Source organism: Peptoclostridium acidaminophilum DSM 3953, from assembly GCF_000597865.1.
Taxonomy (GTDB): domain Bacteria; phylum Bacillota; class Clostridia; order Peptostreptococcales; family Peptostreptococcaceae; genus Peptoclostridium_A; species Peptoclostridium_A acidaminophilum.
This window is the reverse complement of sequence record NZ_CP007452.1, coordinates 926,468-951,302: the sequence shown is the minus strand read 5'-3', so window position 1 is coordinate 951,302 and position 24,835 is coordinate 926,468. Positions and strand designations below refer to the sequence as shown.

The 24,835-nt window shown below is 44.7% G+C and carries 20 protein-coding genes and 1 other annotated feature; of the genes, 4 read left to right on the top strand and 16 right to left on the bottom strand.

Features of this window, described 5'->3' with window-relative positions; all coding sequences use genetic code 11:
- Positions 1 to 7 precede the first annotated feature (7 nt).
- Positions 8 to 1,156 carry a cysteine desulfurase family protein gene (locus EAL2_RS04680; RefSeq protein ID WP_025435248.1) on the bottom strand — a complete coding sequence of 383 codons (1,149 nt, stop codon included), beginning with the start codon at positions 1,154 to 1,156 and terminating at the stop codon, positions 8 to 10.
- A gap of 500 nt (positions 1,157 to 1,656) precedes the next feature.
- On the opposite strand from EAL2_RS04680, the gene EAL2_RS04675 reads away from it, so the two are divergent.
- Entirely contained in the window at positions 1,657 to 2,652 is a 996-nt protein-coding gene (locus EAL2_RS04675; protein WP_025435247.1) for an asparaginase, read from the top strand.
- Between the two features lie 66 nt (positions 2,653 to 2,718).
- On the opposite strand, the gene ilvB is transcribed toward EAL2_RS04675, so the two are convergent.
- The 7 genes from ilvB to EAL2_RS04645 all read right to left on the bottom strand — a co-directional run bounded on the left by ilvB (position 2,719) and on the right by EAL2_RS04645 (position 10,871).
- On the bottom strand, positions 2,719 to 4,374 hold the full coding sequence (gene ilvB, locus EAL2_RS04670; RefSeq protein ID WP_025435246.1) for a biosynthetic-type acetolactate synthase large subunit: 1,656 nt from the start codon (positions 4,372 to 4,374) through the stop codon (positions 2,719 to 2,721).
- 27 nt (positions 4,375 to 4,401) lie between these two features.
- Entirely contained in the window at positions 4,402 to 6,057 is a 1,656-nt protein-coding gene (gene ilvD / locus EAL2_RS04665) for a dihydroxy-acid dehydratase (protein WP_025435245.1), read from the bottom strand.
- A 19-nt stretch (positions 6,058 to 6,076) separates the two neighbouring features.
- Positions 6,077 to 7,069, bottom strand: a complete 993-nt coding sequence (gene ilvC, locus EAL2_RS04660; protein ID WP_025434472.1) for a ketol-acid reductoisomerase — start codon at positions 7,067 to 7,069, stop codon at positions 6,077 to 6,079.
- A gap of 1 nt (position 7,070) precedes the next feature.
- On the bottom strand, positions 7,071 to 7,313 hold the full coding sequence (locus EAL2_RS04655; protein ID WP_025435244.1) for an ACT domain-containing protein: 243 nt from the start codon (positions 7,311 to 7,313) through the stop codon (positions 7,071 to 7,073).
- A gap of 134 nt (positions 7,314 to 7,447) precedes the next feature.
- Positions 7,448 to 7,700 (bottom strand) — a binding site (T-box leader).
- A gap of 71 nt (positions 7,701 to 7,771) precedes the next feature.
- The gene (locus tag EAL2_RS15445) at positions 7,772 to 7,933 is read right to left on the bottom strand and encodes a hypothetical protein (RefSeq protein ID WP_158408893.1); all 162 of its coding nucleotides are present in this window, start codon (positions 7,931 to 7,933) and stop codon (positions 7,772 to 7,774) included.
- A 64-nt stretch (positions 7,934 to 7,997) separates the two neighbouring features.
- A complete protein-coding gene (locus EAL2_RS04650; protein WP_025435243.1) occupies positions 7,998 to 8,738 on the bottom strand; it encodes an SIMPL domain-containing protein in 741 nt (246 codons plus the stop codon).
- A 93-nt stretch (positions 8,739 to 8,831) separates the two neighbouring features.
- Positions 8,832 to 10,871 (bottom strand): ATP-dependent helicase, encoded by a 2,040-nt coding sequence (locus EAL2_RS04645; RefSeq protein WP_025435242.1) that lies wholly within the window; start codon positions 10,869 to 10,871, stop codon positions 8,832 to 8,834.
- A 160-nt stretch (positions 10,872 to 11,031) separates the two neighbouring features.
- On the opposite strand from EAL2_RS04645, the gene tnpA reads away from it, so the two are divergent.
- The 3 genes from tnpA (at position 11,032) to EAL2_RS14730 (ending at position 13,649) form a co-directional block, all read left to right on the top strand.
- Positions 11,032 to 11,439, top strand: a complete 408-nt coding sequence (tnpA, locus tag EAL2_RS04640; RefSeq protein ID WP_025435241.1) for an IS200/IS605 family transposase — start codon at positions 11,032 to 11,034, stop codon at positions 11,437 to 11,439.
- A gap of 4 nt (positions 11,440 to 11,443) precedes the next feature.
- Positions 11,444 to 12,538, top strand: coding sequence for an RNA-guided endonuclease InsQ/TnpB family protein (locus EAL2_RS04635; protein WP_025435240.1), 1,095 nt, complete (start codon positions 11,444 to 11,446; stop codon positions 12,536 to 12,538).
- 193 nt (positions 12,539 to 12,731) lie between these two features.
- Entirely contained in the window at positions 12,732 to 13,649 is a 918-nt protein-coding gene (locus EAL2_RS14730) for a ribonuclease H-like domain-containing protein (RefSeq protein ID WP_025435239.1), read from the top strand.
- Here EAL2_RS14730 and EAL2_RS04625 read toward each other — a convergent pair.
- The 8 genes from EAL2_RS04625 to EAL2_RS04595 form a co-directional block, all read right to left on the bottom strand.
- Positions 13,626 to 15,152: a bifunctional ADP-dependent NAD(P)H-hydrate dehydratase/NAD(P)H-hydrate epimerase gene (locus tag EAL2_RS04625; protein ID WP_025435238.1), complete on the bottom strand. Its 1,527-nt coding sequence runs from the start codon at positions 15,150 to 15,152 to the stop codon at positions 13,626 to 13,628. The genes EAL2_RS14730 and EAL2_RS04625 overlap by 24 nt on opposite strands.
- 27 nt (positions 15,153 to 15,179) lie before the next feature.
- Entirely contained in the window at positions 15,180 to 17,606 is a 2,427-nt protein-coding gene (locus EAL2_RS04620) for a glycogen/starch/alpha-glucan phosphorylase (RefSeq protein ID WP_025435237.1), read from the bottom strand.
- 70 nt (positions 17,607 to 17,676) lie between these two features.
- A complete protein-coding gene (locus tag EAL2_RS04615; RefSeq protein WP_330375807.1) occupies positions 17,677 to 18,768 on the bottom strand; it encodes a glycogen synthase in 1,092 nt (363 codons plus the stop codon).
- Positions 18,731 to 19,114 carry a glycogen/starch synthase gene (locus EAL2_RS16115; protein ID WP_330375806.1) on the bottom strand — a complete coding sequence of 128 codons (384 nt, stop codon included), beginning with the start codon at positions 19,112 to 19,114 and terminating at the stop codon, positions 18,731 to 18,733. Before EAL2_RS16115 ends, EAL2_RS04615 begins: the two co-directional genes overlap by 38 nt.
- 27 nt (positions 19,115 to 19,141) lie before the next feature.
- Positions 19,142 to 20,266: a glucose-1-phosphate adenylyltransferase subunit GlgD gene (glgD, locus tag EAL2_RS04610; protein ID WP_025435236.1), complete on the bottom strand. Its 1,125-nt coding sequence runs from the start codon at positions 20,264 to 20,266 to the stop codon at positions 19,142 to 19,144.
- Between the two features lie 18 nt (positions 20,267 to 20,284).
- Complete coding sequence (locus EAL2_RS04605; protein WP_038601773.1) at positions 20,285 to 21,409, bottom strand: glucose-1-phosphate adenylyltransferase; 1,125 nt, start codon at positions 21,407 to 21,409, stop codon at positions 20,285 to 20,287.
- A gap of 142 nt (positions 21,410 to 21,551) precedes the next feature.
- The gene (locus tag EAL2_RS04600; RefSeq protein WP_025435234.1) at positions 21,552 to 23,531 is read right to left on the bottom strand and encodes a glycoside hydrolase family 13 protein; all 1,980 of its coding nucleotides are present in this window, start codon (positions 23,529 to 23,531) and stop codon (positions 21,552 to 21,554) included.
- Positions 23,532 to 23,689: 158 nt separating this feature from the next.
- A complete protein-coding gene (locus EAL2_RS04595) occupies positions 23,690 to 24,829 on the bottom strand; it encodes a tetratricopeptide repeat protein (protein WP_025435233.1) in 1,140 nt (379 codons plus the stop codon).
- Positions 24,830 to 24,835 lie beyond the last annotated feature (6 nt).

The window sequence follows — 24,835 nt, the reverse complement described above, 5'->3', positions numbered from 1 at the left end:
CCACTCCTTATTTACCCACTATTTTCCTAAACTCTTCAACCCTTCTGCTAACAATTTCAGCCGCGCATTTTATCTGCTCTGCATCATTGAACTCCCCGAGGCTGAATCGTATCGCGCCTTCAATTTGGGCTTCGCTAAGACCCATCTCCCTTAGCACGTGGCTTCCCTTTTTCTTTGATGAACACGCAGAGCCGGTAGATACAAATACGCCATCCTGCTCAAGCGTATGCAGCAATACCTCGCCTTTGACATCCATGAATGAAATGTTGAGTATATGGCATGCGCCTTCAGGTGTACTGTTTATCTTTATGTTGGGAACCCTTGCAGTTATTTCTTCCTGGAGCAGGCTTTTCATGGCGCCCAGCCGTTCTATCTTGGAAGGCAAATCAGAAACCGTCTTCAATGCCGCTGTCTCAAGACCCATTATCCCCGGCACATTTTCAGTGCCCGGCCTTACGCCTCTTTCCTGTCCGCCGCCTGTCACAATCGACTTTAGCCTGGTCCCTTTTTTAATGTACAAGGCGCCTATACCCTTGGGTCCGTGTAGCTTGTGGCCGCTTATTGACATGAGGTCTATGCCATACCTGCCTGGTCTGAAATCTATCTTGCCAAATGATTGCACGGCATCCACAAAGAAATACACCTTTCTTTTGAGCTTGGAAAGGTATCTTCCTATCTTTTCGACGGGCTGCACGCTGCCGCTTTCGTTGTTTACATGCATTATGGCAACAAGAATCGTATCATCCCTAAGGGCTTTTTTAAAGTCCTCGAAGTCAATAACTCCGCTGCTGTCCACACCCAGGTATGTCGCTTCAAAGCCTTCATTTTCCAAATCCTTCACTGTGCTGAGCACTGCGGGGTGCTCTATGCATGTGGTTATTATGTGTTTGCCCTGCTTGCGGTTTGCATAAGCTATGCCGCGTATTGCGATATTGTCAGATTCGGTTCCTCCCGATGTGAAAACTATTTCATCATCGATTGCACCCATCAGCGATGCGATTTTTTTCCTCGCATTTTTTATATCCCTTTCAATCTCAACGCCCTTGCTGTGTGCTGAGGAAGGATTGGCGTATCTGGCTGTGAGATATTCCATCATCCTTTGTGCCACTTCACCATATGGCCTTGTAGTAGCGCTGTTGTCCAAATATATTTCCATCAATTTACTTCACCTTCTCTGCTAATGTGCCCGGCCTTTTTAGGCAAGCATATATTATTATATAACAAAAGCATGATTTTATAAATAAAATACCCTATTCCTCGCGGCAATTTACACTAAATTTTAATGCAATATTCAATTGATTACGAAATGCTTATAATGATTCACAGGGTAATATTTTAACAAAAAAATCGTATAAATAAGTTGCACAATTTTTAGTTTTTTGCTATACTCATTGTAGTGGTTATCCCCCTGACAACCCGAATAAAATCTCTATTCTCAATACCCCTTTCGAACGGATTTTTTCACACGGAATGTGTGGCCCTGTCTTCTTTACTAAAGAAGGCAGTTTTTTTTTATTGCAAAACGAAGCTTCATCTTTTTTATAATTCGGCATATTCTTTGAATGTCCTAATTTTATATATGTATTACACGTCAACATGCTTGTATAATCTTCTTAACACTCATTTTGATTTAAATATATTAATGGGAGGTTTAAAATGAAGAAGGATACTGTAGCCATAGTTTTTACAGGCGGTACCATTTCCATGACCATCGATCCGAGAATAGGCGCAGCAATACCTACTCTTTCAGGAGAGCAAATCATGTCAATGGTGACCAACATAGACAAGATTGCCAATATTAAGGTCTTCAATTTTTCTGAGATTCCAGGACCTCATGTGACTCCGGAGATTCTCATTAAGCTTAAATCCCAAGTCGAGAAACTCCTTGCAGATGAGACCATAACTGGCGTTGTTGTAACACACGGAACAGACAGCCTTGAAGAGACAGCTTACTTTCTCGACCTTGCAATAGAGAGTGAAAAGCCTGTCATCGTTGTAGGTGCAATGCGAAGCAGTTCCGAGCTTGGCTACGACGGCCCTAGCAACCTTGCTGCCGCAGTATGTACGGCAGTTTCCGAGAAAGCCAGAAACAAGGGCGTGCTGATAGTATTAAACAATGAGGTTAATACGGCGTTTGAATCTACAAAGACAAACACGCTGAGCCTCGGAACCTTCAAATCCCTGACTTATGGCCCTCTTGGCGTCATTGACAATGACAAGCTAATAATCCATAGAAATATCACTCCGGGACAGCATATTAAAACAGACACGATCGAGTCTGATGTAGACCTCATTAAATGTGTTCTGGGAATGGACTCGAAGCTTTTGAAATTCTGTGTGGATTCAGGTTCAAAGGGAATAGTTATAGAGGCCATGGGCCGCGGCAACATACCTCCCAAGATGGTCGAGGGCGTTCAATATGCCATAGACAGGAACATACCCGTTGTAATAGTTTCCAGATGCCCTGCCGGAAGAGTTCTTGACACTTACGGCTACGAAGGTGCAGGATACGCTCTTCGAAAGATGGGCTGCATATTCGGCGGTGAACTCAACGGACAAAAAGCCCGGATAAAGCTTATGCTTGCACTTGGACTTACAAGCAACATAGATGAAATAAGAAATATATTTGAAAAGGATGAATACTACAATTAAATCCTTAAACAGAAGGCCCGCGGATCCTGTTCAGATTCTGCGGGCCTTTCATATTTGAAATAAAATCTATCCTACAATATATTCGTCTATAGGCCTCCCTGGAGGGACTATAGGATATACGCATTCGTCCTTGTCTATAACACATTCTATGAACGCAGGCTTTGTGTTGTCCATTGATGAAACGGCGAGATCAAGCTCGTCCATGTTTCCCGCCCTGAAGGCCTGTATGGAGTAGGCCTGTGCAAGCTTTACATAGTCGATATTCTCGTTTGAATCAGTCTCAGAGAATCTCTTGTTTGAAAACAGCCTTTGCCACTGACGAACCATGCCTAATGTGCTGTTGTTGAGCAGCAGTATCACAACAGGTACGTCAAGCTTTGAAAGCGTGGCCATTTCATTACAGTTCATCCTGAAGCTGCCATCGCCGGTTACAAGCACAACCCGCTTGTCAAGTCTTCCAAGCTGGGCGCCTATGGCTGCCCCAAGACCGTAGCCCATGGTTCCAAGCCCTCCCGAGGTTATGAAAGTCCTCGGCTCCTTGAATTTCCACATCTGAGCTGTCCACATCTGGTGTTGTCCGACATCCGTTGCTACAATTGCATCCTCGAATTCACCGTTCATATATTCCAGTATGTTCCCTGGTGTGAACTCGTCCTTTTCTGCTTTACAATGGGATTTCCACGTCGATATATGCTTGTGCCAGTCTTTTCTGTCCGCAGCTTCTACAAGGTCCAGCAGGACCTCGATGATTTCAGACATATCTCCTTCTATTGGCAAATATGCATCCATGTTTTTGTTGAGCTCTGTGCCGTCTATGTCTATGTGGATTATCCTGGCACCGGGAGCAAACTTGTTTGGGTTTCCTATCACCCTGTCGCTGAATCTGGCTCCAACACCTATTATAAGGTCGCTTTCCATAACAGCCATGTTCGCATTTTCGTAGCCATGCATTCCCACCATTCCAAGCGAAAGCTCGTCATTTCTGGGGAAGCTTCCAAGCCCCATGAGAGTATTGACAACAGGTATGTCCCCTTTTTTTGCAAGCCTGTATAGCTTTTCGGACGAATTGGAGGATATTATCCCCCCGCCCGCGTATATAACCGGCTTTTTCGATTCATTGATCATGACGGCTGCCTGCTTTAGCAACTCCATATCAATCTTTCCGGAAGACATATCTTTGCTTTTTTCAGTTAACTGCCTTTTTTCATACTCAACCTGCTTTGTGAATATGTCCTTTGGAATATCTATGAGCACAGGTCCCGGCCTACCGCTTCTTGCCACTTCGAAAGCCTTTCGTATTGTATCAGCAAGCTTGGTGATATCTTTAACCTGGCAATTATGCTTGGTTATTGGAAGAGTCATGCCGACTATGTCTATTTCCTGGAATGAGTCCTTGCCCAAAAGCGCCATGGCAACCTGGCCTGTTATCGCTACCATTGGCACAGAATCCATGTATGCAGTAGCAAGCCCCGTTACTATATTTGTTGCTCCCGGACCTGACGTAGCAAAGCAAACTCCAACCTTGCCGGTTGCCCTGGCATAGCCGTCAGCTGCATGAACAGCTCCCTGTTCATGCGAAGTCCTGACATGCCTGAAATAGTCAAGCTCGTCATAAAGCGCATCATACAGAGGTATTACAGCCCCTCCCGGATATCCAAAAATCGTGTCAACTTCCTGCTCCTTCAGGCATTCCAAAACAACCTGTGCTCCACTTTTAACCAAAATTCTCACCTTCCCAACATCATTATCCTATTTTTTAAATACTGCCCCTTCCGAAGCAGAAGATACTAGCTTGGCGTATCTGCCCAGATATCCTCCGTACGAATTACCCTTAAGCTGAATTTTATTTTTTCTCTCCTCCAGCTCGCTTTCGCTTACAAGCAGATTTAAAACACCTTTTAGCATGTCTATTTCTATTTCATCTCCGTCCATTATATATGCAATAGGCCCGCCTTCAGCAGCTTCCGGCGATACGTGTCCTATTGCAGCTCCCCTTGTTGCACCCGAAAATCTTCCGTCTGTAATAAGCGAGACATCCTTGTCAAGTCCCATACCGGCTATAGCCGAGGTAGGTGAAAGCATCTCTCTCATTCCAGGTCCACCTTTTGGCCCTTCATATCTTATTACTACAGTATCCCCTTTTTGTATTTTTCCTGAGAATATTGCGCTTACTGCATCTTCCTCGCAGTCAAACACCTTGGCTCTGCCTTTTGAAACAAGCATTTCGTCTACAACTGCGGATTTTTTTACTACGCCACCGTCCGGAGCCAGTGTTCCTTTTAGAACGGCTATGCCTCCCGTGGAGCTGTATGGCTTGTCGATTGCTGCTATGACATCATATTTTTTCTCGCAGCCACTTATCTTTTCACCTACTGTTTCCCCCGATACAGTAAGCTCCTGCATATTAAGCAGGTTTGCCTTTGAGAGCTCATTCATGACTGCTGATATTCCGCCTGCAGCATCCAGGTCCTCCATATGATATGGACCTGCCGGTCTTAGTCTGCATAGGTTAGGCGTCTTTGAACTGATATTGTTTATCTTGTCGAGGTCTATTTTGACTCCCGCTTCATTTGCAATAGCTGTTAGGTGAAGCACTGTGTTTGTTGAGCAGCCAAGTGCCATGTCCACAACGAGCGCGTTTTCAAACGTCTTTTCCGTTAATATCTGGCTTGGCCTTATGTCTTCCCTTACAAGCTTCATTATAGCCATTCCCGCTTCCTTGGCGAGTCTTTTTCTTTGTGCGTAAACAGCAGGCACTGTTCCATTGCCCGGCAGCGCCAGACCCAAAGCTTCACTCATACAGTTCATCGAATTGGCAGTGAACATTCCTGAGCACGACCCGCATGTTGGACACGCATTTTCTTCAAGGCAGTCAAGCTCGTCCTGGCTCATAGTTTTGCCTGTAACAGCTCCTACTCCCTCGAATACTGATGTGAGGTCTTCAGCCTTGCCCTTTACCTTACCTGCAAGCATTGGCCCTCCGCTTACGACAATCGCCGGTATGTCCAGTCTTGCTGCAGCCATCATCATTCCGGGAACCACCTTATCGCAGTTTGGAATGAGCACTATGCCGTCAAATGCATGTGCCTTTACCATTATCTCTATGCTGTCTGCAATTATCTCTCTGCTTGCCAGTGAGTATCTCATTCCCTCGTGGTTCATTGCTATGCCGTCGCAAACTGCTATTGTCGGGAATTCAAAAGGCGTGCCGCCCTCCATGAGTATACCCTTTTTAACCGCCTCTGCTATGTCCCTAAGATGTATGTGACCAGGAACTACTTCATTGAATGAATTCACAACCCCTATAAAGGGCTTTTCAATTTCCTTGTCTGTAAGCCCAAGAGCCTTAAGCAGCGACCTGTGTGGTGCCTTTTGCATACCTAATTTGACATTTTGACTGTTCATGCTGCTTCCTCCTAATTTACTATTCTTTTATCCAGGACATCATGCCTCTTAGCTCTTTGCCCACCTCTACTATTGGATGCTCAAGCTCTTTTTGCTTTGTGGCGTTGAACATTGGCCTGCCAAGCATGTTCTCAAGCAGCCAGTTCCTTGCGAACTCGCCTGATTGTATGTCTTCAAGCACTCTTTTCATCTCTTTTCTTGTTTCCTCGTTTACTACTCTCTTGCCTGTCACGTAGTCTCCGTACTCCGCTGTGTCTGATATGCTGTATCTCATCTTCTCGAAGCCTCCTTCGTATAGAAGGTCTACTATCAGCTTTAGCTCGTGAAGGCACTCAAAGTATGCAACTTCCTTTTGGTAGCCAGCCGCCACAAGAGTGTCGAAGCCCGCCTTTATAAGCTCTGTCGCGCCTCCGCAAAGCACTGCCTGCTCTCCGAAAAGGTCTGTTTCAGTCTCTTCCTTGAATGTAGTCTCAAGCACTCCCGCTCTTGCAGATCCTATGGCCATTGCATATGCCATTGCCATGTCTCTTGCCTTGCCGCTCGCGTCATTATGCACCGCGAAAAGCGCAGGAACTCCCTTGCCCTCTTGGTATACCCTTCTTACAAGGTGTCCTGGTCCCTTTGGCGCAACCATGAATACGTCCACATCTGATGGAGGGTTTATCTGTCCAAAGTGTATGTTGAAGCCGTGTGCGAACGCAAGCGCCTTGCCCGCTTTCAGGTTCGGAGCTATTTCACTTTCATACACGCTCTTTTGCTTCTCGTCAGGTATTAATATCATTATTACGTCGCTTGCCTTTGCTGCATCTGCTACGCTCATAACCTCAAGTCCTGCCGCCTTTGCCTTCTGCGCCGACTTGCTGCCTGCATGCAGTCCTATTACAACGTCAAGCCCGCTCTCCTTCATGTTGAGCGAATGGGCGTGACCCTGGCTGCCGTAGCCTATAACTGCAACCTTCTTGCCCTTTAATAGATTCATATCTGCGTCCTTTTCATAGTACATTTTTGCCATTTTAGTTTTCCCCCTTGAATTCTGTTATTTCATATACATCAACAAGCTTTTCCATTTGTTTTATAGCTTGCTTCAATCCTTGTTTTTCACTGTCGTTTAGAGTTATAAGCAGGCTTGAGCCTCCGCACTGCGAAAAATCCATCTGAAGATTCTTTATGTCGAATTCCTTTCTCCTTAATACGCCTACTACCCTGAGCAGTGTTTCCATTCCGCTTTCAACCTTAAGACTTAGCATTCTTTCCATTATAATACCCCCCGTACGAATTTTTTCAATTTTCTGAAACTTTACATTGTGAATTCGTTAGGCTGTTGAAATCATCCATATAATATGCTGGCCAAATAAAAAAACCTTCGGTCCTACATCTATGAAATCATAGACATAGGGACGAAGGTATATTATCCTCGTGGTACCACCCTAGTTCATGGCAATAAGCACATCTTGATTTACGGTCGGGCAACAGCCTTAACCTTAGCCCTGTAACGGTGGCATCCGGCCTTGTCTACTTGCACAGCTTTCGACTTGGCAGCTCGGGAGTGATCATTATATACCTTACATCACGCTAATTTTCACCTGACATTAGCTCTCTGGGGTAATGTGGATAGGTATTTTTGTCTCCGTCACAACTTTTTTAATATTCTGACTTCTCTTGTAAGCTATTATAATTTTATTTCGAGTGCCTGTCAATACTATACAAGAAAAAATTATTGATTTTTATTTTCCAATGACAGATCCTTCTCCAGCTTGTCCCTTGTTTCAAGTTCAAGCCTTAGCTTTTCTATCTCTTTTGCCATTTGTTTTATTATGTTTTTCATCATTCTGATAACCTGTTCCTTCTCCCTTATTTCAAGTTCCCTTTCGTCCATATATATTCCCCCGTATCATGCTGTAATTGCTGCTCCAAATAAGTCGTCAGTCTGTTCCTTGCAATTAGTCGATTTCAAAGTCGCAGCTAACCACAGCAGTTATCTCCTTGTCTATAGAGCTTGTATCATTTATGCCGTAATCAGAAACCTCGTTTGAGAACGGCGGTGTAATCTGGAATACGCCAAGTCTGGCTGCCCTAAGCTTTCCCGGCTTGCTTCCTGTAACTGCAAGCAGTTTTTCAGCTCTTAGCTGTGCATCCTTTGCTGCAAGCTCTATCATCTCGATTTTCAGGTCTGCAAGCTTTGTATAGAAATATTGCGGAGGTATTGACTGAAATTCCACGCCTTGATTTATGAGCTCCGTAGATTCGCGAGAAAGCTCTGTGATCTTGTCAATGTCTGCCGATTTTATCTCTACGCTCTGGAACAGTCTGTACCCTTCGATTTTGTTGGAGTACACACCGTTTGGAAGTATTTCATTATAGGTGCTTGTGCTTATAGCTGAAAAGACTATGCTCTTTTCGGGTATCCCGCTGTCGACAAGATACTGCTTGACCTTGGCGGCATCGTTGCTGAGCATGCTGTACGCTTCGGAAAGCTGGCCGGACTGTACTGAAAAGCTTCCGGTCCACACAGCATAGTCGGACTTAATCTCCTTCTTTGCCGAGCCCTTTACAGACAATGTGTTCTGCGAGGCCTTGACCTTTACGAAGCCTTGTGTAACTATAAGCGATGCCGCTATGAGCGCGGCCGCAAGAATAAGCGCAACAGCTACATATGCCTTGCCTTGGCTAATCTTTTCCATTCAAATTTACCCCCTCTGCTATAATATCCTATACTAGTAATGATATCCATTGCAGATGGATGTAATCATGTTTGTGCGCATTTTCTGGAAGTATTATTTCTTTTGTCCGCTATCCTGTCCGCTTTTATTCCACGCAGTTATTATCCTGTTTTTAAGACACATCACATAGTCTAGCATCTTGATGCCATCCTCAAATTTAACCCGGATTATTCCTTCGTCACTTCCAAGCACTTTCCCAAGCTTGAATTTTTTGTGGTATATATATTCTCCGGCCACAGCGCCCGCTTTGTGGTATTCCAGCAGCTCCTCGAGGAATCTGCTCTCCTGGGATGGCTTTCCATACTTGACTTTCGGGGCGGTTATAAGCACGCTGTCCTTCGCCCTTGTAAGCGCGACGTAGAAAAGCCGCCTTTCTTCCTCCAGAATGCCGCCGTCTAATCCCTTTTCATGAGGCAGCAGACCTTCTACGGCTCCTATTATGAATACCCGCTTGAATTCAAGGCCTTTCGCGCCATGCATAGTTGTAAACGTAACACAGTCCGCGTGGCTTTTTTTTCTGGTCTTCTGGAGCAAGAGTTCTTCTTTAACCCTGTCTATGTGCTTTATAAATTCGCCCACAGTGCAAAACGATCCGCCGGACTCCTCCACTTCATCCAGAACCTCGAATATTCCCTCGCATTTTATGCCCTTGTCATTGCAGTAGCTTATTATATGCCTGTCATATTCTACCGATGTCCTTATGTAGGACACCGCATCCGAGGGACTCAGGCGCGAAATCATAGTAAAGTCGCGCTCAAGGCTTTCAAGAGCTTTTATCTGCAGCATGTTCAGATTTGAATTGTTTTTAAGGGCTGCTATAAAATCGCCGCTCCCTTTGGCGCCGCTTACTGCCTCACGAGATATATATCTGAAGGGCCTGTTTACAATCCTTGCATAATCCTCAGTTTTCCCTGCGCCGCAGGCGATTTTAAGATAAGATATGACATCCCGCGCAGCCCAGTGGTCGTATACCGAAACTACCCTGTCTGCTATTGAAAAAGGTATGTTGTAGTCCATGAAAACATCCACGAGCGCCCTCGATTGCGTGTTTGTTCTGTATATTACCGCAAAATCGCAATATCTCATAGAATACGCCTTTATGCTTGAGAGTATGTCCTTTGAAATTGTCTGCGCTTCCTCCTGCGAATCCTTCGGCGCTATTACATTTACGCACCCGCTTTCAGACCTTGAATTTTTCATGCGCTTGTCATTTCTTTCGGAATTGTGCATTATGACCCTGTTTGAAGCGTCTATGATCTCCTTGCAGGACCTGTAGTTTATGTCGAGTATTATTTTTTTCGACTGGGTGAAAAAATTCTCGAATTCATCCATGAACTCCGGGTTCGCTCCCCTGAAGCTGTATATAGACTGGTCGTCATCTCCGACTGCAAATATGTTTCCCGATTTGCCCGCAATTAGTTTTAACACCTCAAGCTGAACCCTGTTTATGTCCTGGAACTCATCCACAAGAATGTATCTGAAACTGGATTTTATGCTCTCAAGGGCGCCGGGCATTTCCAGCAGCAGCTTGTGAGTCAAAATCAGCATGTCATCAAAATCAATTTTGCCCATACTGGCTTTGTAATTTTCATATGAATTGCATACCCTTTTGAAATCAGAGGCGGACATGTTCTGCGGCTTGTAGTCAGCTAATGCAAGCATGTCGTTTTTCATATAAGACATTTCAGTTATTATGGATTCCAAAAGCTCCTCATCCTGGGCATTTTCAACGCAGTGGGTTGCCATCAGGCGCCTTATGACTCTCCTCTTCTCGTCTTCATCCAGTAAGCTTTCATAGGTGAAACCCCTGAAACTTCTGAGTATTTTGAAAAAAACCGAATGAAATGTTCCAAAATTCACCCTGCGGCTTTTTGGGCACATTGAAATGCATCTGTTTTTCATCTCAAGCGCCGAGGCCCTGGTAAAGCTTATAGCCACAATCGTTTCAGGCTCAATAGCCTTTTCTATGAGCCTTATAATTCTCGCTGCTATTACCCGGGTTTTGCCCGAGCCAGGCCCTGCAACCACTATGCATGCCCCGCTGAAGTGTTCTGAGGCTTTTTTTTGATTTTCATCCAATATTACTGCTTTCATACGCTAATCCCGTCCCGACAATTAGAAATTACTTTGCCTGCTTATGGCAAAGCTCTTTTACCGTAAAAACGCCGTAAAGCCCCTAGCTCTAGCTATGGGGATATAAGGCGTAATCTTTTTGTTGATTTTAGTATATAGCTAGTTGCGGTATAATACAAATATGAATACAAATTATAAGTCTAATAATAATGTAGTATACTCGTGCAAATATCATGTGGTATGGTGTCCTAAATATCGTCGAAAAGTTCTTGTAGGCGAAGTGGAAACTCGACTCAAAAAACTGATTCAAGATATTTGCGGCGAGCTTCAAGCAGAGCTTATCGAGCTTGAGCTTATGCCGGATCATGTGCATTTGCTTGTGGAAGTAGACCCGCAATTTGGAATTCACAAACTGATTAAAGCTATTAAAGGCAGATCATCCAGAATAATAAGAAAGGAGTTTCCATCACTAACAACTAAACTGCCGACGCTGTGGACTAATTCTTATTTTGTTTCGACTGTCGGTGGTGCTCCGATAGCGGTAATCAAGCAATACATTGAAAGCCAAAAGACTTCTCAGAGGAGGTGACATCATGCAAGTAACCGCACAAATAAAACTGTTGCCAACCAAGGAGCAAGAAGCCTTGCTTAATAAGACGCTACAAGAATATATTGATACTGCAAACAGCATAGTAAGCGGCTACCTAGCGGATGCTGATGCAAGGTACACCTCCAAGAGTGTCAACGCCGAGCTTCCGAGCGCCCTGAAGAATCAAGCTATCCAAGATGCCAATAGCATATTCAAAAAATACTCCAGAGCTTTGAAAGCTAGAAGTAAAAAAGACGCTTCCACGCAAAAGGAAATCAAAGTGCCTGTGCTGAAAAAACCAGTGGCAATATGGAACAACCAAAACTATGCTGTAAAGTTTGGCTATATGTCGTTCCCGGTCTGGAATAATGGCAAATCAACTCGGCTTATCGTAAAAGCCATAATAACTGACTACCAAGCTAGCCTTTTGTTGAGCAAGCTTGGCACGATGAGGATAACCAAGAAGTCTGACAAGTACATCGCACAGATAGCTGTGACGGTTGAAGAAGCACCATCTGCTGGCGATCAAGTTATCGGAGTCGACCTGGGCTTGAAAATACCTGCTGTAGCCGTAAGTGAAGATGGCAAGGTCAGGTTTTTCGGCAATGGCCGCCAAAACAAATTCGTCAAACGTAAGTTCCTCTCCATGCGCAAGAATCTCGGCAAATCCAAAAATCTCTGCGCTATCAAGAAAATGAACAACAAGGAGCAGCGTTGGATGCGCGACAAAGACCATAAGACAAGTCGCCAGATTGTTAACTTCGCCAAAGGAAACAATGCGTCAGTAATCCGACTTGAGAAACTATCTGGCATTCGCCAGACGGCAAGAACAAGCCGTAAAAACGAAAAGAATCTGCACACGTGGAGTTTCTATCGGTTGGCACAATTCATCGAGTACAAGGCAAGACTTGAAGGTATTTTGGTCGAATATGTAGACCCCAGATATACAAGCCAAACATGTCCTGCATGCAATACTCGCAATCATGCCATCGATAGAAAGTATAAGTGCTCGTGCGGATTTGCAACTCACAGAGACATACTGGGTGCAAGAAATATAATATCTGCACCTGTAGCGGATGGCAACAGTCCGCCAGCCTAGGGAGCTATATGCTCTGCCCTAGGACGGGCCACTGGCATAGCCCTTAACTCAGGGTCATACTGGCATACCAGAAATGGACTTGCTTTTAATCACCTGAGAATCCCTTGGCTTTAGCTGTGGGGAGTGTCAATTTATGATACAATCATATAACCAAAACTCATTTAAATACAATCCTAAAATAGGAGATCACGTCATGGAGATAATTTCCAATAAAACCGCAAAAAAAATTATTATTCCCAAAGGGTATTGCGTATTCGACATAGAAACTACAGGGCTTAGCCCTCATTCAGACAATGTAGTATTAATAGGCATACTGTTCAACCGGGGAAATGACACCATAATAACTCAGTTTCTGGCAAAAAAAAGATCCCACGAAAAGGAGGTTCTTTTTTATTTCAAGGAACTCCTGGAGGAATTCGAAGGCCATGTAACTTTCAACGGCTTTTCATTCGATATACCATTTCTAAACAAAAGGTATGCAAAGAATCAGCTAAGCTATGAAATATCCAAAGACTGCGGAATAGACGTGCTTCGAATGGTAAGACCGTATTCAAAACCCCTGGGCCTTGAAAGCTGCCGCCTTAAGGAAATCGAGAAGGCAATGGGTATAGCAAGAGACGACTCCATATCTTCAAGAGACAGCGTCTTGCTGTATGAAAAATACGAAAACACCGCCAGCGAGACTCTAAAGCAAAAAATTCTCCTTCACAACTATGATGACATATTGAATCTGGCAGTGCTTCATGGCAAAGTCCAAAAAAAGCTTGAAGACATCCGTCTAAGCAATTCATTTTGCGTAAATGCTTACGGAAAAATCCTCAGGCTTTACTTTGAAAAATCGCATATCCGGGGCAAGTTTTTATATTTCGAATACTCTACAGATGAGCATATAAGTCTACCCGTTGAGATACATAAAGGCAACTTTTCAATAAAGGCTCATTCAAAAAGTCTTGAACTTAAGCTCTCCCTTTTCGAGCTGAAAGATGCAAGCGGCGCCAAAGTGCTTGCTTTTGACGGTTCCCATCCTGTAGCTGTCAAAAGAAACTCTAAAATCGTTCCCGGAACTGAAATGCTCGCAAGGGCTATACTAGAAGCCGTCTTTAATCTCTAGAAGGCCTTTGACGGCTTCCGGCATCTCTTCAACTATATCTCCGGCCAACAATCCGTATTCCCCTTTTTTATAAAGCGCAAGTCTGCCTGCGAGGCTGTGTATGTGCACGCCCAGCAGCGCGGCCTCCCTAGGCTCGTAACCCTGTCCCAGAAGGCTGACTATTGCTCCAGAGAGCACATCCCCACTTCCGGCAGTCGCCATTCCGGGATTGGGACTTGAGCACACAAATATTTCCCCCTCCGGCAGAGCTATGACCGTTGAGGCGCTCTTTAGCACAACAACGCAGCCGTATTCAGCTGCAAATTCGCGCGCAACCTCCATGGCGTTGTGGCTTACAAAACTGCTCTCTTTTCCTGCCAGCCGTGCCATCTCTCCTATGTGTGGGGTTATTATAGCATTCTTGCCGCGCAGCGTCCCGAGTTCCCCTTGCAGCAGGTTAAGCCCGTCTGCATCTATTGCCAGCGGTCCTTCATACGCGCTTAGCACCTCAAGCAAAAGCTCTCTCCGTCCAGCGGCCTTTGAAAGCCCCGGCCCGACAAGCACTGCATCAAGCCCGGCTAGCTCCTCAGTCACGTCTTTAGGCCTTGAATAATCGGATTTGACTACTATTACCTCCGGAGTCTTGCCTGATAGCGCACTGAATGCTTCACAGTCCGCAAATACATTGACAATGCCGCTGCCCATGCGCATAGCCGCTCTCGATGAGAGTATGGCCGCTCCTGGCATATTTAGCGAGCCTCCCACTATTCCCACTTTGCCGTAGGTGCCCTTGTGAGAGCTGCATTTTCTTCTTCTTATGATCCCCGCGCAAAATCCACTCTCCAGCAAGCTCTTCCTTTCAGCCTCGAGCAGCTCCCTGGGTATTGATATGTCTGCAACCACAGTTTTCCCGCAGAGATTGATGCCTTCGTTGAAAATATTTGCCGGCTTTAAAGCCCCGAAGGTTACGGTTATATCTGACTGCACCGCGCTTCCCATAATTTCGCCCGTGTCCGTATTTAGGCCCGAGGGCAGGTCGACCGCAACCACCAGCTCCTTTTTTTCATAGGAATTGATTAGCTCTATGATTTCGGCAAAGGGCTGCGCAACTTTTCTGTCGATTCCTATGCCAAAAATCGCGTCCACTATTATATCATAACCTCGCTTCAAAACGGCTGCAAAGTCTTCTGCGTTGGCTATGTAATCGATCTGGATGCCCATCCTTTCTATTATCTCAAGATTAAGGAGCGCATCTCCTTTTATTCCGTCCCTGCCCCCAATTAAGGATACACTCACAGTGTATCCGTTGTTATGGAGATGTCTTGCAATGACGTACCCATCTCCGCCGTTGTTGCCCCTGCCGCAAACGACAAGTATTTTTTTCTCATTTCCGGCCAGTTCTTCTATCTGCTCGTACGTCTTTCGTCCCGCATTCTCCATTAGAACCGCGCCAGGGATACCGTATGCCTCTATTGTTGTCTTGTCCAGATTTCGCATCTCGAATGAATATGCTATTTTTTTCAATTTCACCCCTCCGCTATTGCAGTCTTGCTATATAAGCGTAGATTTGACCTTCCATATGTCGCCTGAATACTCCCTGATAGTCTCATCGCTCGAAAATCTTCCGGAACATGCGATATTCGAGGCCGACATCCTCTGCCAGCTGTATTTGTCCCTGTATAGCGTCTCGACAATCTCGTGAGCATTCAGATATGCCCCAAAGTCCTTGAGTATGAAATACGGCTCGTTGTCCATCAGCAGCAGATCCCTGATTTCAGCAAACTCATCCCTGCATGCGGGCAAAAATTCATTTGTCAGCTGATCTACTACCCTTTTAATTCTCACATCTCTGTTATAGATATCTTTTGGCCTGTATGACATGTTGCTGTATAATTCAAGTACCTCATCCTTTTCAAGGCCGAATGTTATTATATTCTCCCGCCCCATCTCCTCAAGCATTTCTATGTTGGCACCGTCAAGCGTGGCAACAGTAATTGCTCCATTCATCATAAATTTCATGTTCCCTGTTCCTGATGCTTCCTTTGTTACAGTTGATATCTGCTCACTGACATTCGCCGCAGGTATTAGCAGCTGTGCTAGCGAAACGCTGTAGTTTTCAATAAATACCACCTTGAGCTTGTCCTTCACCCTGATGTCGTTGTTTATCTTATCCGCCACAGTGTTTATTAACTTTATTATTTTCTTGGCAACGCTGTAGCCAGGAGCCGCCTTAGCCCCGAATATGAACGTCCTTGGGTGGATGTTGCTTTGAGGATTCTCTATGAGCATGTTGTACAAGTGCATTATGTGCAGTATGTTGAGCAGCTGCCGCTTGTATTCATGCAGCCTTTTGGCCTGTATGTCGAATATCGAGTCTATATTAAGTTCAATTGAATAGTTTTTTCCGACATAGTCAACAAGTCTTTTTTTATTGTTTTGCTTTATTTCAAAGATTCTGTCCAGAAAAGCCTTATCCGTTCTGAGCTCGAGTAGCTTCCTGAGCATGCGAGGATGCTTGATCCAGGCATCTCCAATGCTATCGCTTATTAATTCAGTCAGCTCAGGATTCGATTGTATTAGCCATCTTCTGTGTGTTATGCCGTTTGTCTTGTTATTGAACCTGTCCGGATAAAACTGGGCAAAATCGCGCAGCACCTCGTCTTTTAGTAAATCCGAGTGTATTTTGGCAACGCCGTTTACGCTGTGGCTTCCAACTATTGAAAGATATGTCATCTTTACATAGCCGTCCGCTATTATAGCCATTCTTGCCACCCGGTCCCATTCGCCCGGGTATTTTTTCCATATCGCCGAGCATAGCCTCTCGTTAATTTCATATATTATCATGTAGATTCTCGGAAGAAGGCTTTTGAGCATGTCTATCGGCCATTTTTCCATGGCCTCGGACATTATTGTGTGATTGGTATACGATATGACCTTCGTTGTTATATTCCAGGCCTTTTCCCAGCCGAGCTTTTCCTCGTCCATAAGTATTCGCATTAGCTCCGGTATCGCAAGCGATGGATGAGTGTCATTAATGTGTATAGCCACGTGCTCTGCAAAATCTTTGATTGATTTGTCGGATTTTTTGTAGCTCCTCACTATGCTTTGCAACCCTGCTGAAACAAGGAAATACTCCTGCTTGAGCCTGAGCAGCTTGCCCTCTGGATGCGAATCGTTGGGGTATAGGAGCTCTGATATGGATTCCACCAGATAGTTGTACTCCATGGCCTTAAGGTAGTCGCCCTTGTTGAAAAGGTTGAAATCGAAATTCTTCCTTATCGGCTCTGCGCTCCACAGCCTCAGCGTGTTTACCGTATTGTTTTTGAAGCCCACTATCGGCGTGTCGTACGGCACAGCAAGTACCGGTTCGTAGTTCTCATGAAAGAACTCAAGCCTTCCGTCTGCCTTTACGGCTTTAACACCGCCCCAGAATCGCACCTCAACAGCTTTTTCGGGATGCTTTATCTCCCATATGTTTTCTTCTTCAAGCCATTTTTCAGGCATCTCCACCTGGTAGCCGTCTATTATTTTTTGCTCAAAAAATCCCCGCTTGTATCTTATGCCGCAACCGTGCCCCGGTATTCCAATTGATGCCATGGAATCGAGAAAACACGCCGCCAGCCTTCCCAAACCACCGTTACCAAGTCCCTGGTCTTTTTCTACATTCAAGACATCCTCAAGGTTTATGCCAAGCTCATCAAGCCCCTCCTTGCATATATCCAGCATGTTCATGTTTATAAGATGATTTTCAAGCAGCCTTCCCATCAGGAATTCCATTGAAAAATAGTAGACCTGCTTTGAATCTGTATTACAGTACTTTAAATTTGTCTTTACCCAGTTCCTTGCAAGATACCCTCTGACAAGGCTTCCCAGCGTGGCATATTTGTCCCAGTCTGAGGCCTCCTTGACGCTCTTGGCCCTTCTTGTCATAAGCTGCTCTATAAAATCATGTTTGAATTTTTCCTTGCTGATGTTCATTTCAGATTCCCCCTGTAAACCTCAAACAAAGCAAGCCTGCAAAAAGACTCGCTTTGTTCATGTTGAGATGCTATAACAGCCTTTTGTAGAGGCTTTTGTACATCAATGATGATTTCTTCCAGCTGAAATCGTCTTTCATCGCATTCCTTACAAGCATATCCCACACCGGTTTGTCCATGTATGTATCGATAGCCCTTATTATAGTATACAGCATTTCATGCGCGTTGTAATTTGCAAAGCTAAAGCCATTGCCCTCGCCGGTGTACTTGTTGTAAGGGACTACAGTATCCTTGAGCCCCCCCGTCTCTCTGACTATAGGAATAGTTCCGTACCTTAGCGCTATAAGCTGGCTGAGTCCGCACGGCTCGAATTTGGAAGGCATCAGCAGCATGTCCGAGCCTGCGTATATCTTCTGCGCCAGCGAATTGTCGAATTTGATGCTGACTGAAACTCTTCCCTCATATTTCTGGGAGTAGTACCTGAGAAGATTTTCATATTTTCTGTCTCCCGTTCCAAGCACAGCAATGCTTATTCTGTGCCTTGAAAGCAGCTCATCGAGTACACCTTCTACAAGATCAAGGCCTTTTTGTTCAGTAAGCCTGGTGATCATTGCTAAAACCGGAATGTCGACATTCTTCTCGAGTCCGAGTTGATCGAGCAGGTGCAGCTTGTTCTTGAGCTTGCCTTCAGTTGCAGTAAAAACATCATATTTTTCTATTATGTTGGAATCCGTCTTTGGGTTGTATATGTCATAGTCTATGCCGTTTAATATGCCAAAGAGATGCTCATTCCTCTTTTGGAGTATACCCTCGAGCCCTTCGCCAAAATGCGGATTTTGTATTTCTCCGGCGTACGTTTCGCTCACAGTAGTAATGGCATTGCTGTAGACAAGCCCTCCCTTCATGAAGCTCATCGCCCCTTTGTATTCGAGCTCGTCTGAGTTGAAATGCTCATACCCCAGTCCGAAAAGATCGCTCATCATATCGTGCGCGAAAATCCCCTGATACTTGAGGTTATGTATTGTAAACACCGTCTTTATGTTTGAAAATTCCGGCCTCCAGCGGTACTGCAGCTTGTGAAGCGCGCAAACCATTCCGGTCTGCCAGTCATTGCAGTGTATCACTTCAGGCTTGAAATCTGTATTGGCAACGAAATCTAGCACAGCCCTCGAAAAAAAAAGCAAATCTTTCAGCTTCGTCATCATAGCCGTATATGCCGCTTCTGTTGAAGTAGTATTCGTTGTCTACGAAATAAAAGGGAACGCCCTCATATTCGCATTCAAGTATACCGCAATACTGGTTTCTCCACCCAACCTGCACATTGAAGCTCTTTACAAACTTCATTTTTCTTTTAAGTTCTTCCTTTATGTCCATATATTTTGGTATTATCACCCTTGCATCTACGCCGTAGCGCCTTAGCTCTCTTGGAAGGGCAAAAGCCACATCGGCAAGGCCACCGGTTTTTATGAAAGGGTATGCCTCGGATGCTGCAAAGAGAACACGTGTCATTTTATTACCCCCTGTATATTGCTTTTGCTATATAACAGAATCCTTCCTTATAACCATCGGGCTTTTCTCGTCACCCCTTAACTGCTTTTGTGAAGTTATAGTGACTCCTTTGTCCAGTATTGCATTTTCAATTGTGGCCCCTTCTTCAATCACAGAGCGCTGCATTACTATGCTGTTTTTTACTACTGCACCCTTTTTGATCTTTACTCCCCTGAATATAACGCTGTTTTCAACATGTCCCTCTATTATGCAGCCATTTGCCAAAAGAGAATTTTTCACATTGGATGAATCGGCATACTTTGTCGGAGCCTCGTCCTTTACCTTTGTAAATATAAGGCCATGGCCTGTGAAAAGCTCCTGGTAGTTTTCCTGGTTTAGTATCTCCATGCTCTCAATGTAATAGTTCATGAGTGAATTAATGCATGCAAGATATCCATTGTACTTGTATGAATTCACACTGGTCTTGCCGTCATATATTTTTTTGAGAATCATCTCCTTGAGATAGTTTGCATCTCCGAAGGATATCGCATCCTCTATCATATTCACAAGCATTTCTTTCTTCATGATGTAGACTTCCATCGAAATGTTCGGACATGGGCCGGCTCCCGTGTTTGTGCCTATGCTGAGAACCTTGCCGCTTCCATCAACATTTAGCGTGTCGCAATTTATGAAATAATCCTTTTTTTCGGTCACTTGCTTGTATAGTATGGTTATGTCCGATCCCGAATCCTTGTGGAATTCCACTGCATCCTTCAGATCCACGTTGAACACCATGTAGCTCTTGGAGAGCATTACGTATTCCTGCCTGCTTTTTTTGATATAGCTCAGGTGCTCCTTGAAATTCTTTATGTCACCTTCGTGGTAGAAAGGTTTTGCGCTTTGAGCTTCTGGGCTCAGCACATACAGCCTGTCTACCTTCCTGTCGAGGTCCCATGCCTTTCCAGAACCCAGATGGTCTACAAGCGAGCCAAACTTGTTACCCGTGAAAACGCCTATATTTTCCATGCCGGCATTCACCATGTTCGAAATTATGAAATCTATGATCCTGTACCTTCCAAGGTAGGGTATGGACGCTATTGGCCTGTGGTATGTGAGTGTCTTTATGTTCTCTTCTGATTCTCCTAGGTTTATTATTCCCATGACGTCTTTCATGATATACCTCCTGCGTGTCTATTCTGTGAATAGTGTGATGTCTTCAGATTCAATATTGCCTATCTTTTGGCCAGCCTTTATGACTAAGTCCTCGCCTACAATGGCGCGCTCTATTACTGCGCCCTCCTCTATCCTGACATTCGACATTATAACCGAATCAACTATCCTGGCTCCCTTACCCACGTATACATCCGGGAAAAGCACTGAATTTTCAACGTTGCCGTGAACTATGCAGCCTTCGTCCAGAAGCGATGATTTGACACAAGCGTCTTCACTTACATAATGCGGCGGACTCACAGGGTTGACTGAGTATATTCTCCATTTTCTATCGTACAGGTTAAGCTCGTTGTCGTCTTTCAATAGGTCCATGTTTGCTTCCCAGAGGCTTTTTATCGTTCCCACGTCTTTCCAGTACCCCTTAAACCTGTAGGCATACATTTTGTTCCCATCCGATAGCATGGTAGGTATTATATTCTTTCCAAAGTCATTGTCGGACTCAACATTCTGCTCGTCCTCTGCCATGTATTTCTTAAGCTTTTGCCAATTGAATATGTATATACCCATAGACGCCAGGTTGCTCTTTGCGTTTTCCGGCTTTTCATCAAATTCATATATGCTATTGTCATCGTTGCAGTTCATTATGCCAAACCTGCTCGTCTCTTCCCACGGCACCTCCATTACGGATATTGTGGCATCAGCGCCTTTTTCCTTGTGGTACTTTAGCATTTTGGAATAGTCCATCTTGTATATGTGATCACCAGAAAGTATTATTACGTACTCCGGATCGTACATGTCTATGAAATCTGTATTCTCAAATATCGCATTTGCAGTACCCTTGTACCATCTTCCACCCTCTCTTCCGACAAACGGCGGAAGCACCGTAACTCCGGAATCCTTCCTGTCAAGGTCCCAATAACTGCCTATGCCTATGTGCGCATTCAATGTAAGTGGCTGGTACTGCGTTAGCACACCTACAGTGTATATTCCCGAATTCGAGCAGTTGCTCAAAGTAAAGTCTATTATCCTGTACTTTCCGCCAAAGGGAACCGCAGGCTTTGCATTAGTCTTTGTGAGCGCTCCGAGCCGGCTTCCCTGCCCCCCTGCAAGTATCATTGCTACAACCTCTTTTTTCTTTTTGATCATTACACTATCTCCTTCCATCAAATGATTGCTGCATATAAGGCTTTACAATCCCACAATAGATATATATCCATATAAAACCCAAGTTAAAACAATTATCTTGCATGACAGCTTGAAAATCCAAGGTTTCATATAGCTAACCGCTTTAATAGTCTTTTTTCTTGAATATTTTGGCTGAATATCCCTCTAGAGACATTTTCAGAATGCCTGCGCTGCACGCAAGCTCTTCTCCAGTATGTATTTCTTCAAATGCCGTTGACTTGCAGCCTGCAAGCTTGATTTCAAAATCGGCTATATTGGCCGGGCTTCTGTTTATGATCACTACGAAAAACTGCTCAGTAGCCTTTTCACCGAATATGCCTCTGCCTCCAGGGGTGCTCCTTGTGAATCCAAACACATCTTCCGGAAGTTCCAGCGGACTCCAATGGCCAACCTTGAAGGCGTCATTTTCGTTCCTCAGTCTTATGAAATGGCGATACCACGCCAGCAAGCCCTGGTCCTCTCCGCCCCATGGGTATGTTGCCCTGTTGAATGGATCCTCATAGCCTTCCATGCCCGCTTCATCAGCATAGTATATGCACGGAACGCCAGGGTAGGTCATCTGTACAAGGCTCAAGAGCTTGAGTCTTTTAAGTCCTAGCTGCCGCATGTTGACATCCAGCTTGTACCTGTATTTTTGAGTCATGTCCATATCTTTGCTTTCAGGCGCTCCGCCAAGCAGTGTCAAGATTCGCGAAACATCATGGCTGCCTATCAGATTCAAGTTTGAATAAAAAGCCTTGGCCGGATAGTTTTCATACAGACTCATCAGCATTTGTGTCGTTTCTCTCGAGCCTTTTTCCCCAAACATGAAATCCAGCATTATGCGCCTGAATGGATAGTTTGTAACGCTGTCCAGGCCTTTGCCGAGAAGGTAATTCCTTCTCTTTTCGTAGCTTATTTTGTTAGATGCATCCTCCCAGACTTCGCCAATAAGGACCGCTTCTTCATCAATTTTTTTAAGCGACTCCCGGAAGCGTTCTATGAATTCATCCGGAAGCTCATCGGCCACATCGAGCCTCCATCCCTTTATTCCCATGCTCATCCAGTGCCTTAGCACGCTGTCATCGCCGCTTATAATGTAGTCCGTGTAAGTTTCATCAAGCTCATTGACCTCAGGCAGTGATTTTATGCCCCACCAGCTCTTGTATTCGTCAGGATGCGATTCGAACTTGTACCATCTGTAATATATGGAATCCTTCGATTGATAGGCGCCCAGTTCCGCATAATTGCCGTACCTGTTGAAATATATGCTGTCGCTGCCTGTATGGCTGAATACTCCGTCAACAACTATGGATATGCCCCTTTTTTGCGCCTCGGTTACAAGTTTTCTAAACACGTCATCGTCTCCAAGCATGCCATCCACTTTCTTGTAATCCGACACATCATACCTGTGGTTGCTGGGCGATTCGAATATGGGATTCAGGTATATGCAGCCCACTCCCAGCTTTTTAAGATAATCCAGCTTTCTTATGATGCCTTTTAGATTGCCTCCAAAGAAGTCCCACTTTAACAACTCGCCATTGTCGTCTTTGACATAAACAGGTGTGTCATCCCATTGGGAATATATGAAACTATTTTTCTTCTTGTTATATATTTTCCGGCCATATATCTTCCGACCATCATTGCCGTTGAAAAATCTGTCGGGAAATATCTGATAAACTACAGTTTGTCTAAACCAGGATGGCGTATCTAATTCTTTAGAATACACCGTGATTTGGTATGGCTTTGGCTGAAGAATGTACGTTTGGCCTACCCCCCCAGTCTGGTGGCTATTGTTGCCGTAATAGAATACTCCGCTTAAAGCTTCAATCTTGAAGTGATACCATAGAATACCTGTCTTGTAGGGTATATTTATTCGAGCCGAAAATATGCTTAATCCAGATTTTTGGTTTTCCCTGGTCATTGCAATCTCATCAGGGACACCAAGTACGCCTTCTTCATGCAACAAAACCCATACGTTTTTGACTTCCTCTTCAGTGCCCATGGCTATTCTTAGAGTAGCGGATTGTCCGCATGACATGGCGCCGAAAGGATTTTTGAAGTATAAATCATGAGAATCGTGGAATATGTTTGCCATGCCCATTCACTTTCCTCCCAAAACTGTGGCTTCCTGCATGCCCGCCGCATATACTTGAATGCACCGCCGCATGTATGCCTAATATATCGTTTATACCCGATTAATGCAAATATAAAAGGACATCCTTGCAATAAGGTTGTCCTTTTTCCAAAACATTCTCCGCATTATTTTTTTTCATGCCTTTCAAGCTCCTTGATGCACTCTAAAGTGATTTCATCCTGCGGGTCTATCTTGTATGACTTTAGAATATACGCTCTTGCCTTTTGCAGATCTCCCCTGCTCAGATGCGTCATGCCTATGTTGCAGAGTATTTCCGGATTATCGGGACGCAGCCCGAGAGCTTTTTCAAAATAGGAAAGCGAATCATCCAATTCGCCATTGACTGCGCTGCAGAGTCCAAGCTCAACCATGGCATCTGCATTGTTTGGGTCCAGCTTTAGTATGTCTCCAAAATACAGCTTTGCTTCTTCTACTTCACCAAGCTGCCTATAGGCAAGCCCTGTGAAAAATAGCAGCTTCCAGTCGCCTCCGTGTTTGTTTACATGCGGCAGCAGCATTTCAAGACCGCTCTGCGGGTCTCCTTCAAGAACCATGCCGATGCCATCTTGAATGTCGAATTTATCGCTGCAAACTCCAAGCAGCTCTTCTATCTCGCCTAGCAGCTCGTCATCTATGCCCTTGTCTATTGCCGTCTGCCATGTTTCCTTTGCCTTGACATAGTCACCGGCTCTGAAATAGTAAAACCCAAGATTGTAGTAGCCTTTTGCAAAATCAGGATACTCCTCAACAAGCAACTCAAATGCAGCTTTGGCTTCTTTCGAATAGTCGCCTGCAATATTTGTTTCACCCCTTTGAGGATAGTCCTTCGAGAGATCCTGGCAAACCAGCGCGTAGTTATATATCCCGTTTATATTTTTTTCATCAAGCTCCAACAACGCCTTGAAGAATACGGCTGACTCTTTGAAGCTGCCTGCATTCGCAAGATTAATTCCCTGCATTTGTATATATCCGTTTATGTCGTCGCCCAGCACATCCAGCATTTTCTTGTACTCTGCATTGCTCGGAAACTGGGGGTCAATTCCTATCATGTAGACAATCCCTTTTATTATCGACGCAGCGCTTATGCCCTTTATGGCCTTGCCGCTTTTTATAAGCTCTGAAAGCTCGCTTGTAAGCACCGGGACGTCTAGGCCTTCTTCCGGAACGCTGTAGCCGCTCAACGAAAGCTCCTCGCTTTTTTTTATGGTGATGAAAGAGATTTCCTTTGTCATTTCTATGAGATATTTTTCAATTCTAGATTTCATCTGTAC